Origin of the sequence: Paenibacillus sp. BK720 (assembly GCF_011761545.1) — a bacterium.
Lineage (GTDB): Bacteria > Bacillota > Bacilli > Paenibacillales > Paenibacillaceae > Pristimantibacillus.
Map to the genome: position 1 here is coordinate 129,949 of NZ_JAASRQ010000005.1, position 13,620 is coordinate 143,568.

At 54.9% G+C, this 13,620-nt stretch carries 6 protein-coding genes; 5 read left to right on the plus strand and 1 reads right to left on the minus strand.

What is annotated here, in order from left to right:
- Positions 1 to 60 precede the first annotated feature (60 nt).
- On the minus strand, positions 61 to 3,879 hold the full coding sequence (locus tag FHT67_RS19570) for a fibronectin type III domain-containing protein (protein WP_167200877.1): 3,819 nt from the start codon (positions 3,877 to 3,879) through the stop codon (positions 61 to 63).
- 455 nt (positions 3,880 to 4,334) lie between these two features.
- Here FHT67_RS19570 and FHT67_RS19575 point away from each other — a divergent pair, with 455 nt between their 5' ends.
- From FHT67_RS19575 to FHT67_RS19595, 5 genes are all read left to right on the plus strand, one after another.
- Positions 4,335 to 8,858: an S-layer homology domain-containing protein gene (locus FHT67_RS19575; RefSeq protein ID WP_167200879.1), complete on the plus strand. Its 4,524-nt coding sequence runs from the start codon at positions 4,335 to 4,337 to the stop codon at positions 8,856 to 8,858.
- A gap of 376 nt (positions 8,859 to 9,234) precedes the next feature.
- Entirely contained in the window at positions 9,235 to 10,335 is a 1,101-nt protein-coding gene (locus FHT67_RS19580; RefSeq protein ID WP_167200881.1) for a Gfo/Idh/MocA family protein, read from the plus strand.
- A gap of 12 nt (positions 10,336 to 10,347) precedes the next feature.
- Positions 10,348 to 11,241, plus strand: a complete 894-nt coding sequence (locus tag FHT67_RS19585; RefSeq protein ID WP_132311651.1) for a carbohydrate ABC transporter permease — start codon at positions 10,348 to 10,350, stop codon at positions 11,239 to 11,241.
- A gap of 14 nt (positions 11,242 to 11,255) precedes the next feature.
- On the plus strand, positions 11,256 to 12,095 hold the full coding sequence (locus FHT67_RS19590; protein ID WP_132311653.1) for a carbohydrate ABC transporter permease: 840 nt from the start codon (positions 11,256 to 11,258) through the stop codon (positions 12,093 to 12,095).
- Positions 12,096 to 12,175: 80 nt separating this feature from the next.
- Positions 12,176 to 13,549 (plus strand): ABC transporter substrate-binding protein, encoded by a 1,374-nt coding sequence (locus FHT67_RS19595; protein ID WP_132311655.1) that lies wholly within the window; start codon positions 12,176 to 12,178, stop codon positions 13,547 to 13,549.
- Positions 13,550 to 13,620: the final 71 nt, after the last annotated feature.

The following is a 13,620-nucleotide window of genomic DNA, read 5'->3' on the forward strand; positions in this document are numbered from 1 at the left end:
TGTTCGGGATGGTTGCCCCCATGCCCGATATGCGGTTGCGGCGGTCGTTCAAGCCAGGTGTTAAGACAAGGTATAGCTTAGCAGCGTTCCGTTTGCGCCCGGAAGCCGGTTCGCGGTCGAATCGTTGGAGACAAAGCCGAGTCGGATGGCACTGCCTGGGGTTAAACCAAGAGAAGAGAGAGGGACCGCGACTTCAATAACCGTATCGTTGCGGACATACTGGGCGGCGCTGAGCGTAGAAGCCAGGCTCCAGGTCCAGCCGTTGTTCGTTCCGCTGTAAGCAAACAGGTTCTGATTCTCCAGCAGGGTATCCACGCCGCTTGTTGCCCAGTTCGCGGGATTATAGCCGGATGACGCGTTGTTGTCCGTGTTCAGGTAGAACTGGCTTTTGGTATTCAGGCCGCTGCCTTGAATAAGCAGATACAGGTTGGTGCCGTCGTTTTTGGCTTTCATTGCGGTAATAGTGCCGCCTGCGCTGCCGTTTAGTGCCGGGACCGCTCCCCAGTCGCTTGCGCTGCCGTCGATGGTAATTGTTGTCGCTGCCTGCGGAGTCGCGCTGACGGCGGTTGATTTGGCGGATTCATTGCCGCTTGTATCCACGGCGCTGATCTGGAATGAATACGAGGTACCGTTAGTTAGTCCGGCAGCCGTATAAGTCGTTCCTGTTACAGGAGCAGTGTTTAGCTTCGTTGTTCCCCTGTAAATGTTGTAGCCCTGCAGGTCGGATTCGGTGTTGGCCGACCAGCTTAAAGTGACCTGGCCGCTGCCTGCGGAAGCGGTTAAGCCCGCGGGAACGGCAGGCGGTGCCGTATCCGGCGTTGTTCCGCCTCCGCCGGTTCCTCCGCTGCCAAGCGTATAACCGGGCATAACGCCGCTGCTGCCAGGCAGTCGGTTCAAAGCCGAGTCGTTGCTGATATAGCCGGCCCGGATCGTGTTTCCGTTTGCGAGGTTAAGCGTGCTGAGCGGGATCGACAATTCAACCACGTTATTGTTGCGCTGGAACTCCGCGGTGCTGAGCGTGCGCGCTGACGTCCAAGACCAGCCTGCCCCCGTGTTCCGGTACACGATATTGTTCTCGATCATGTACTCGGCGCCGCTTTCCGCACCGGAGGTATTCCAGCCTGCCGCGTTATAACCGGTCAGCCGGTTATTGTCGGTGTCGAGGAACAACTGGCCTTTGACATTCAAATTATTGCCCTGCACGAGCAGGTACAGCTGGCTTGCGGTATTGGCCGCCTTTAACGACTGCACATCGGAGGTGCCTGTCGCTAGGGCGGCAACACCGTTCCAATCGGATGCCGATCCGTCAATCGTTATTGTCGTTGGGGTTGCGCCGCTGGGAGTGACGGATACGGCTGCGCTAAGCGGTGACTCCTGACCGGCATTGTTCACCGCGGATACCTGGAAGCTGTAAGCCGTGCCGTTATTCAGGCCGGTACTGGTGTAAGCCGTTCCTGTAACAAGCGAGCCGTTTATTTTCATGCCGTTCCGGTAGACGTTGTACCCTGAAAGATTGGCTTCTCCATTGGCGATCCAGTTTAAAACGGCCTGCCCGTTGCCCGCGGCTGCGGTCAGTCCGGCAGGGGCTGCCGGCGCAACAGGGGCTGCCGGGATAACGGATACCGTACTGCTTAATGCCGACTGAATGCCGTTCGCGTTTACGGCCGCAACCTGGAAGCTGTAGCTGGTGCCGTTTGTCAGTCCGGTTGCGGTATAGGAAGGACTGGTCACAAGGGTGCCGTTCACCTTCGTTCCGCCCCGATAAACGTTATAGCCCGCCAGATTCGACTCGGAATTCGGGCTCCAGCTTAAGGTTGCTTGACCGTTGCCGGGCGATGCGGATAACCCCGTCGGAGTGCTTGGCACGGCGGGTGAGCCCGGAACGGTGAATTTAACCGAAGAGCCGCCGAAGTTGGCTGTACGAAGCCACATCCAGATCTCCTGCCCGGCAAGCGAATCCGGGAAAATATAGTCCGCGTCGAACATCAGCTCAACCGAATTGCCGGACTGCTTCGCAATGACCGGCCATCCGTTGTTGCCGACGGTTGTAGTCGGAAACTTGAACACGTCTGCCTGCCCGCTAACATGCGGGGCGAGGTACACCTTGTTCATGTTCTCGAAATAGATGCGGGAATCCGGCGTAATGGGCCAGGCAACGCCCTGCCAGCCGGCTGCGCCTTTTTTGTCATAATCGAAGTAGAGCATTTCCCCTTGCATGTTTAACGCGGATAAGGCGTCAATCTTCATCAGGAACTTATCGCCGGCGAATTTAGCGTACACCTTCGTAATGCCTTTGGCATTGCTTCCCGCCGGATCGCTGTAGATTGGCGTTTCGTTTGCCCAGTCCGAGAACTGCCCGTCGATATTGAAGCCGCCCTGCAGATCGGTAGGATGCGTGCCGGCAAGCGAGGAAGAAGGGTGGCCGCTCGCATCCAGCCAGTTTTTCGCGTCTTGGTACATGTTGGTGAAGTTGGTGGCGCCGCTTACGTCGTAACCCATATAGTGGCTGTTATTCACGATTTCGTTCATCCATTTGTTCGTGCTTGCGGAAGGGATCGTAAAGTCGCAGATGATGATGTTGAAGCCGTCCGACTGGTTCGCTTGGGCGTTCATGTAGTCTTTCCAGAAGCCTCCGAAGTTGTCGCGGCTGCGGTAGGTAGGAGAGGCGGGGTTGGTGTTCCAGTTGTCTGCGAATGCGGAATTCTCGTCGTAGAACTTGGAGCCTGAAGTGATGTAGGGGTTGTAATACCAGGATTCGGTCAGAAAAATATTAATGGCATGCCGATAGCGCTCGGCGAATTGGGAGGTGCCTTCGTCCGGGTTGAAATACCAGTAGCCCCGGTTCGCCGCAACGATTTTGGTCGGGTCGACGGCTTTGACCGCTTCAACCAGCTCTACCATACCCTTGGCCGTAAAACCGAAGTTGCCGCGTGGACCCCAAGAGGTCGTTGGACCCGCGCCGCCGACCGGATCGGGCGTATCGACGGTATCCAGGAAGACGCCGTCGTATCCGGCATCATGCTCCAGCTTGTCGGTCATGAAGGTAATAAGCTTTTTCCACGTTGGATCACCGCCGTTAATGTACCCGCCGCCGTAAGTTTTGTTCTTGTCGGCAACGCCGTCCCCGGATTTCCAATACCCTCCGTACATGTAGCGGGTGTCGCTTATCCATGTCCCTTGCTGATCCAGATACCAAGGCATCAGACCGTTATTGGTCCAGCTGAGCAAGTTGCCGGTAGAGGAGTAGTCGTTTGCGATCGAAATGCCCGTATAACCGTTGTAACCGGAATTAGAAGTGCCGTCCGGCGTTGCGCCGCCTTCAACGTTTATGTAATTGCCTGAGCTGTTGTAATTCCATGGGTTTGGACCATGCAGCGGTCCGCTTGGTCCGCTGTAATCCGCCGGAAGCAGACCGACGTCCTTGCCGTTTTGAATCGTCATGTCGCCGGTGAAGCCGGTAAATACGCTGGAAGTAGCCAGCTCGCCAACCGACATGTAGGCCAGCACGATGACATCGTCGGCCGTACCGAGAATGCCGTCAACGCCCCGTTTTACTTCGTTAACCTGATTGGGAGTAAACGTCTCGAAGTAGAATTGGTTCTTCGCGACGTTAATGATGCGGATGGTAGGCTCGAGGATCACAAGATCGTATGTCTTTAATGTATCAAGCTGAGTCTGGGTTGCGGTATTCGTGCCGTACCAGATCATAACCCGGCTGTATTCGCTGAGACCGGGTACTTTGCCGTACAATGGATCTTTGCCGATGGCGGCGTGTGCGGACGGCGCGAGGCCGGGGGCGCGGAATGTCGGGAACAGCAGCAGCAGGACCAGGGATGCGGTGAGCATTCGGCGAGCCAAACGATGGAAGGCTGTAAGCAAAATAGTCACTCCTCTTTTTTTGAATTGTATGACGTCGGAAAATTCGGACAAATCACCTCCTAGATGGGCGAAGGAATTTGGCGCAAAAAATTCAGGAAATTAACAGGGTGAATGAGATTGGTTATGCGCCAACGAGGCCATTATAATCGAGCGTTTACGGGATTACAACAATTATATTCACGGTTTTTTGAGGCGCATGACTTCGATTGCAACGTTTAGTGCCCTTAAAGGATTTAGGGACTAGTTATAAATCAGCTAAATTATTTGCCGCAAACTAAATAAATATTTTCCTAAAAATGATTGAAATTTGTGTAAATATTTACTAGAATGAGGGGCAACAAGCGTCTGGCGCTTATACAAACAAAGGAGGCTGCAAAATTAGAAGGGGCAACGTCTAGGGGAGTTCGTCGAGAATCGCTTCACAGGTAAGGACAAACCGAAGGGATGGGGAAACGATGGGCAAGACGGGGAAAAAGGCAGCGTTAACGGCACTGGCGGTTATAATGGGGGCTCTTCCGGCTGCCGGGCTGCCTGCGGCATCTGCGGAAGCGGGTTCCGGGGCTGTGCCGCTGTACGGCAATTTCGAGGATTGGAATGGCGGGCACACGGATCAGGCGACGGCAAGCAGCCGGATGGCATCGATTAAGGCGGTTAATCAGGACGGCAAGCTCTATGTCATGGCGAAGGGAAGCGGGATGAACCGCGCCAAGACGCTGTACGTAAATACCGACAATAATGCGGCTACGGGGGCGAATATAGCCGGGTGGAAGGATTCGACCGGGATTGATTACAAGATTGAAGGCGACGCAGCGTATGCCTACGAGAATGGGGATTGGGTGCGGCAGGGACAGGTTGTGCTGAGGGATAACGACACCGTTGCCGAATACGAGATTGATCTGACGGCGCTTCAGGCTGCCGATCCCGCGGGCAAAATCAAGGTGGGTTTATTGTCGGAAGGATCGATGCTGCCGGAGCTTGGCGAGTTAATGGTCTCGGTGCAGCCTTCCTCATCCGGCGGTACAGCGCAAGCACCTCCGCCTCCGGCTGATCTGGCCATTGACGGCAACGGCTCCGAATGGGCCGATGTGCCCGAGCTGCTTCGCAGCGCGGACGGGAAAACAACGGTGAAATACGCGGTGTCGGCGGATGCTCTGCACATGCTGATTGAGGGGCGTATCGACAATGGCGAATTCCCGGATTTGTGGGAGCATCTGCTGATCGACGTTGACCGCAAGCCTGCAACGGGAAATGCGATGTGGGCATGGGCGAGCACGCTGGGCTCGGAATACCTCGTTCAATCCGGTTTTCTCTATGAGGCGAACGGAAGCGGCGGCTGGCAGGAGGCGGCGACCGGATTAAGCTATGCCCGTTCCGGAACGGGCGACGCGAAGACGATTGAATGGACGCTGCCGCTTGCCGACCTGCATGCCGGCGATGCGAAGTCGGTTCATGCGGCTTTTCTAAGCAATAACTACGCCATGCCGGACCCTGCCGGCGATCCCGCGGAGATTAGCCTCGCGGCGAAGCCGCAGTTAACGGTGGATGGCGATCCCGCGGATTGGGCGGGTATTCAGCCGCTGACGGTGACGGCGGACGGGCTGACAACCGTGAAGACTTATGTGACGGACGGCAAGCTGTTTGCACTCCTTGATGGCCGAATCGATAATGCCGAGTTCCCTAATCTGTGGGAGCATCTGTTCCTTGATACGGACAAAAACCCTTCCACCGGCACGTCCAGCTGGGCATGGGCAGGCAAGCTGGGCGCTGAATTCCTGGTCCAGACGGCTATACTGTACGCCTCGAACGGAAGCGGCGGCTGGGATCAGACGCCCGCGGTATTCCCTTATGTCAGCACGGGTACCGGCGACCATAAAGTGATTGAATGGTCCGTGCCGCTTAACGAGCTGGGGATTACCGATGAGCAGTCCATTCATGCCGGATTCCTAAGCAACAGCTATGCCGCGCCTGACGCAAGCGGCGATCCTGCTGTTATCCAGCTCCGCAGCAGCGGGTCCTCGATAACCGTAGACGGGGACGACGGCGATTGGAGCGGGGTGGAGCTTGGCGCCGCCGCAGGCGGTTCCCCTTATGCGCTGGATGCGGTGCAGGACGAACGCAAGCTGTACGTTCGGGTAAAGGGCAAGAATCTCGATCTGCGTAACGTCTATTATTTGAATACGGACGGCGATTCGGCTACAGGGGCATCAAGCGGCCTATGGACGGAGGAAGGCTTCGATTACAAGATCGACCGAAGCACGCTGTACGAATACAAGCAGCAGAACGGCTCCTGGGAGGAGAAGGGACCGGTTTATCTGGCGGTAACGGACGATTCGATCGAAATGAACGTCTACCTGGATCAGCTGGGTCTTGATGAACCGGCTCCAATCAAGCTTGGTTATGCCAACCGGGGCATGCTGCAGCTGCCGATGGGCGGCAGCGCGCCGCTGACCGTGGACAATACGGTGCGGACGCAGGAGACGGCGGACGTATTTTACCCTCGCCAAAGCTTTGAGCTGCTGAATAATCCGTTTATGGGCTGGGTCGCTTGGGCGAAGGATTCATCGAAGCCTGACGGCACTCCATACCCTCAGCAGCACAGCATGGTGTACGCGGGAATTTCTTGGCGCGAGCTCGAGCCTGTCAAAGGGCAGTTCGACTGGGCGGGCATTGAACAGAAATATCAATTCGCTTATTGGGCCTCGCAGGGCAAACGGATTAACCTGCGGATTGTGATGGATACGCCTACGGCCGACCCGTCCCATAAGGATATTCCGGATTGGCTGTACGATGAGCTTGCCGCGGAAGGAAATGCCGGCACCTGGTACGATACGCAGGAGGTTGGCTCCGGCTTTAGTCCGAATTACGACAGCGAGACGCTGCTGGCCGAGCATGAGCGGATGATCGCCAAGGTAGCCGAGCGATACGACAACGATCCGCGGATTGCTTTCGTGCAATTGGGGAGTCTGGGGCACTGGGGAGAGTGGCATACGTGGCCAAGCGGCTCCGGCGCGTTTCCGAAGCTGAGTATCTCCGACCGATACGTTCAGCACTACCTGGACGCGTTCAAGCACAAGCAGATCGGCATGAGAAAACCTTTCCCTATCGCAAGCGAGCAGCGGACCGGATTGTTTAACGACGTGTTCGGCATTAAATCCAGCACGGACGAGTGGGTGGGCTGGACGCAAAACGGCTGGTCGGGCATCGGGGAGTTCGTGGATAATCCCTCGGATGCGGCATCGGCTCAAGCGGCTTCCGCGATGCCGGACTTTTGGAAGTATGCGTATTCCGGCGGAGAGTTTGCCAACGGCAACCCGGAAAGCTGGCTGACCGATGATGCACTTATGGAATCCTTGCGCCAGATGCGGGTCAGCCATACCTCGTGGCTTGGGCCGTCTTCCCCGGCGCGTACGGCATACGGGACCGACATTCAGTCCAACATCGAGACGATGCAGAAAATGATGGGCTACCGCTACGTGATCGAGGCGGTGAAGCATTCGGACTCCGCGGCGCGCGGAACCTCCGCTTCCGTTGAGACGGTTCTTAACAACAAAGGAGTTGCTCCGTTCTATCAGGATTGGAAGCTGGAATACAGCCTTGCCGATGCCAGTGGAGCAATCGTGTACAAAGAGCGGCAGGATACCGATCTGCGTACGCTTCTGCCGGGCCGGCATGTGCTGGAGCATCGGCTGAATTTGCCAAGCACGCTGGCGGCAGGCGGCTACAAGCTGCTTATTGCCGTCATTGATCCGGCGACGGACGCGCCGGGCATGGAGCTGGCGATTGACGGGAAACGTCCGGACGGCAGATACGAGGTTGGCACTCTGACGGTGACCGGCTCATCCGGCAGCACGGGCGGCGGGAACGGCTCGGTCCCGGCGGCGGATGACAGCAAGGTTCAGCGTCTCGGTAATCCGGTTCTTACGGATGGCAAGCTTGCTATCGCATGGCTTCCAGGCAAAGAGAAAATCGAGGTGCCTCTTCAGGCCCCGGCTCTCTCGGGCAATCCGTCCATTGTCATTTCGGATGGGAAAGTAAGCTGGGAGCTGCCAGGCTCCCTGCTGGCCAAGGCGAAGGAGCAGGCTGGAAGCGGCGCGGCTTGGCTGTCCGTTACCGTTAAGCCCGGATCGGATCTCGCTTCCTATGCAGCGAAGGAGAATGCCTCGGCGCATGGCATCGGGCAGGCTGTTTCCTTTGGACTTGCCGTAACGACGGCAGCAGGGGAGAAGACGCTTGATTTTGCGGCATCGCCCGTCAAAGTATCCTTGAAGCCCGATACGGCGGATGTAAATGCCGTTAATCTTTACGGTGTTCGGAATGAACGGTTAAAAGCAGCAGCCGCAAGCTTCCGCAACGGGTTGTTAACCGCGCAAATCACGATCTCCGGAACCTATCAATGGCTGAATTACGAGAAGGCCTTCCGCGATGTTGCGGCCGGTCATTGGGCGGCGGAAGCAATCGAAGCGCTGGCAGCAAAGCAAGTCATGCAAGGGGTGGGCGATGACAGATTTGCTCCCGACCGGTCCATTACCCGCGTAGAGCTTGCCGCCATGCTGGCAAGAATACTGGGGCTTGGAACGGTGCCGGCCGGCGGAACGCAAACGCCGTTCCGGGATGTTCCGGCGCAGGCTTGGTATACAGAGGAGTTGAAGGAAGTATTGGCAGCGGGATTGATGAATGGTTACGGCGATACGTTCCGGCCGAATGAGCAAATGACCCGGGAGGAGCTGGCAGTTCTGGCTATTCGCGCAGCCGCGAAGATGCTCGGGGAAGCAGCTTCGGGAACGTCTCCGAATCATGAAGAAGCGAGCTATCGGGATGCGGAACGGATTAGCGATTGGGCATCCGATAGCGTAAGAAAGGCGAGGCAGCTTGGTCTCATGATTGGGGATGCGGACGGCTCTTTCCGTCCTCGGGAAGGCGTGTCGCGTGCGGAAGCGGCGGTGATTACGCTTCGTTTGATGGAGATGCTGCTCAAATAAAAGCGAGCTCAAGTGACTGTCCGGCATGCCGGACAGTCTTTTTTTTGCGCCAAGAAGATTTGAGAGAAAAGTGTTGGCGAAATTTGCATAGAAGATAGTTAATTTGGCGCAAATTACGAAATCACATCTGACTTATTGGTGTCATATTCCCAAATTTTATGGAGGATAAAGTTTAAACATTTAGCGAAAAACCCGCATGATTACTGATAAAATGAAATAATATAATTTTGGCGCAAATATGTCAGGTATTTTACCCAAAAATTGTTGACTTGTCGTGAAGGCTGCGTTATGATCAGAACATGAAAGCGAGTACTCGCCATGAGTTGTAATGATCCGGATCATATTTGGCGCAAAATTATCGATGGAGAGTGTAGACATGGGAAAACTGAGAATGGCATTTATCGGCGTGGGAGATATGGGCTCGCATCATTGCATCGGTTTTGATCTGCTGCCGGAGTGCAAGGTGAATTATATTTGCGATATGAACCAGGCAAACGTGGACCGCACGCTGGCCGAGCTGAAGAACAGCAAGCCGGTTATCGTAGCCGATTATAAGGAGCTTTTACATAAAGAAGACATCGATGCGGTGGTCATCAGCGTTCCGAACTATTTGCACCGCGAGGTTGCGGTTGCTTTTCTCGAAGCCGGCAAGCATGTTTTCCTAGAGAAACCCGTTGCCCATACCCTTGAGGATTGCAACGCGATTATTGAAGCAGCCGAGGTAAACGATCGCATTCTGCAGATCGGGCTTGTGTACCGTTACTCCAATGTGTACCGGAGAATGGCCGAGGAGCTTGGGCGGGGACGCCTGGGCGACGTAAAGCTGATGTGGTGCAAGGAATTCCGCGATCCGTTCCCTCCGACGGAGTGGTTCTATGACAAGAACAAATCGGGCGGCGCGCTGGTCGAGAAGGACTGCCACCACTTTGATATTTTCAATTGGATGATCGGCTCGAAGCCGGTACGGGTGTTTGCAACCGGCGGTCAACACGTAATGAAGCAGGGGCAGCCAAACCTGATTACGAACTCCTACAGCCACTATCCTGCTAAACCGATCGAGGATGTCTCGATCGTCGATCATGCCTGGGTAACGATTGAATACGAGAACGGAAGCAAGGCGAATCTTGGTCTTTGCATGTACCTGAAGCCTCGCAATTTAATGGGTGACGGCCTTGAGATCGGGCTGATCGGCGAGAACGGCGGCCAGATGGTGGCGAAGAACGACAAGACGATCGACATCGTTGGCGGACAAAACTTCACCCGCGATCATCTCGATATCGACGTCACCTCGGACTCGATTATGGGCGGGCATACCGGCGGACAAACGCAGCGCATCGAATTCGTGAAGAGCGTGAAGGAAGGCAAGCAGCCTTTTGCCTCCGCGTATGTCGGCAGAGACGCGCTTCTGATTGCGCTGGCGGCGGAGAAATCCATCGTGGAAGAACGCTATGTATACGTGAACGAACTAATGAAGTAAGGGGGTGCCCGGATGAAAAGCAAGCTGAGAAGATTTGACACACTTATTTTCTTCTTATTTATTTCCCCTTGGATCATCGGATTCTCGCTCTTTTTCCTTGTTCCTTTCGGTACTTCCGTGTTTTACGCGTTTACCGATGCCCGGCTGCCGGGCGCGGCAAACTATAACTTCGTCGGGTTATCGAACTTCGTGGACATGTTTAACAACCCGATCTTCAGCAAAAGCCTGGGGAACACCGCCTACTTCGTCATCATTGGCGTTCCGATCGTAACGGCGGGGATGCTGCTGCTGGCCCTGCTGCTCAATATGAACGTCAAAGGCATCGCCCTTTACCGAACTTTTTATTACCTGCCGACGCTGGTGCCAATCGTGGCGACCGTCATTATCTGGCGCCTGGTTTTCAACTCGGAATTCGGCATTTTGAATGCGGGGTTGTCCGTATTCGGGATTGGCAAGATCGACTGGATGGGCAGCGAAGGCTTGATCAAGCCGGTCATAATCCTGCTGCAGGTATGGATTTCCGGGAGCGGGGTGCTTATCTTCCTGGCGGCGCTCAAGAACGTGCCGAAGCATCTATATGAAGCGGTTCTCATCGACGGGGCTAACAAGGTTCAATCGTTCTTCCGCGTGACGCTGCCGATGATCAGTCCTTCCATTCTGTTTGTTGTCATTATCCAGACGATGTACAACTTCCAGATGTTTACGGAAGCGCTGCTGCTGACGAAGGGCGGGCCCAATTACGCGGCGTATACCTTTGTCTACAACATCTACAAGTCGGCGTTTACGGATTTGAAATTCAGCATGGCGATGACGCAGTCCATCTTCCTATTCGCGCTGATCTCGCTTGTTACGTTTGTTCTAATGAAGCTGTCGAAGCGGTTTGTCTATTATGAAGGCGAGAAATAGAAGGGGGAAACAAGATGACTACGTCTAACAGACGCGTGATGAAGCAAACCGGCAAATACGTGCTTCTGACAGCCGCGCTGGTGCTGTTCGCGGGACCGCTCGTATGGATGCTGTCGACGATGCTCAAGACAAAGGCCGAAACGTACAAGGTTCCTCCGACATTGCTGCCGGAATCGCTCAATTTCGAAGCGTTCAACAGGCTGTTTGATGTACAGCCGCTGATGTGGAGGTGGATCCAGAATTCGTTTGCAATCTCCGCGCTTGTTGTGCTAGGGGCGGTATTGTCCAGCTCGATCGTAGCTTACGGCTTCTCGCGTTTTTCAACCAAATACAAGGACAGGCTGTTCCCGATCGTCCTTATGACGCTGATGATTCCGCCGTCCATTCTAATGATTCCGTCTTACGTGCTCTTTACGAAGCTGCACTGGGTGGATACGTGGCTGCCGCTGATCGTTCCGGCGTGGCTTGGCGGCGCGTACTACATCTTCTTGTTCCGGCAATTTTTCATGACGATCCCTCAGGAGCTAGATGAAGCGACCTACCTCGACGGCGGGAACCGGTGGACCGTGTTTACGAAGGTTATCATGCCGCTGTCCAAACCGATTGTCGTCACGACCGTAATCTTTGCTTTCGTGAACTCATGGCTCGATTTCCTCGGACCGTTCCTTTATATCAAGAGCAACAACATGTTTACCCTCAGCGTTGGTCTGCAGCTGCTCATCGGCCAGACGAGTCAGGATTTCCCGGCGCTTGCCGCCGGCGCTTTTATCAGTATCGTGCCAATCGGTCTGCTGTTCCTGTTCGCGCAGCGCTATATCGTTGAGGGGGTGGTGCTCACGGGTTCGAAGGGGTAAGGCCGATAGGGAGAACAACACGGGCAGGCATAAGATTTTCAATACTGCTGTTTTCAAAATAATCTAAAGGGGAACTGGATATGAAAACAAACAGAAAGTGGTTATTGGGTCTTTTTACGCTGGTATTATCCATGACGATTATCATTTCCGGCTGCGGCAGCAACAATAATAACGGCGGCTCGAATACGGCGGCAAACGGCGGGCAAAGCGATAACGGCAGCGCCGAGCAGACAGAAAAGCCAGCGGAACCGGTTACGATTACGTATTCGCAATGGGGAACGGCGGAAGAGCTGCAGCGTACGCAAGAGCTTCTCGATAAGTTCATGGAAGCCAATCCGAGCATTACGGTTAAGCTGGAAGGCAAGGACTGGGGCAGCTATTGGGACGGTCTGACGGCTAACGCCGCGGGCGGCACGCTTCCCGACGTATTCAAAACCAGCTATGCCTTTATTGAGAAATATGCCGAGCTCGGCATCTTCAAAGAGCTGGACGGTCCGCTTGCGGACAACGGCTTCGACTTGAACAATATTGACCAAAGCCTGCTCGGTTTACATAAATACAACGGCAAGCAAGTGTCGCTTCCGATCGACGCGAACGTTATCGTCTGGTACTACGACAAAGCGATCTTTGCGGATCCGAAGAAAAATCCGAAGAACGCGCCGGTTCCTTCCCTTGAACCAACCTGGGCCGAGATTATCGACATCGCAACGAAGCTGACGCTCGACAAGAACGGCAAGAACCCCGGCGAGGCCGGCTTTGACGGCAACAACATCGTGCAATGGGGCATGTCCGTATCGCCTGGTTCGACCATGGATTGGTTCCTAGAGCCGGAGCTGTGGTCCAACGGCGCGAAGCTTGTGAACGATGACGGATCGCTTGCCCTGAATACCCCTGAAGCACGTGAAGTACTGGACTTCTTTATTGACGCAACGAAGAAAAAAATCAATACCACGCCAGCGCAAATCGAAGGTCTAGGCGGCCAAGTGAACCTCGGCATTACGACCGGCAAGGTTGCGATGAACCCGGGCGGCAACTGGAATACAACCAACTTCAAGGAAGCTAAAGTGGATTACGGCATTACGTACCTGCCGAAATTCAAAGAGAACAAAACGGTTGTACAACCGGCGGGTATCGCGATTTCGAGCAACACGAAGCATGAAGATGCAGCGTATAAACTGCTGGCATGGCTGGCAGGTCCGGAAGGTCAAACGGAGCTTGCGAAGCAAGGCTACTCGATTCCGGCGAATAAAGCGGCATCCGACGCTTATATCGCAACCGCGGGCGAAGCGAATAAAATCTTCCTCGACGCGCAGCAGTTCGGCATCATTTCGCCGTTCACGGTGAAAAAGACGGATCTGGTATGGACATACGGCGAGCAGTCGCTTAAGAATCCGCTTGCCGGCGACGGCGACGTGGATGCGGCCATTAAGGATCTGGAGTCCAAGCTGAAATAAGAGGGTTAAGGAAAGAGCGGGGGAAAGAGGCGTTTGGTCGCTTCTTTTCCCTTTTTTGCTTAGGCCTGAAT

Bases quoted from the DNA above. Each gene is read 5' to 3' on its own strand.
- FHT67_RS19575 (WP_167200879.1), top strand. From the start codon at position 4,335: ATGGGCAAGACGGGGAAAAAGGCAGCGTTAACGGCACTGGCGGTTATA.
- FHT67_RS19580 (WP_167200881.1), top strand. From the start codon at position 9,235: ATGGGAAAACTGAGAATGGCATTTATCGGCGTGGGAGATATGGGCTCG.
- FHT67_RS19585 (WP_132311651.1), top strand. From the start codon at position 10,348: ATGAAAAGCAAGCTGAGAAGATTTGACACACTTATTTTCTTCTTATTT.
- FHT67_RS19590 (WP_132311653.1), top strand. From the start codon at position 11,256: ATGACTACGTCTAACAGACGCGTGATGAAGCAAACCGGCAAATACGTG.
- FHT67_RS19595 (WP_132311655.1), top strand. From the start codon at position 12,176: ATGAAAACAAACAGAAAGTGGTTATTGGGTCTTTTTACGCTGGTATTA.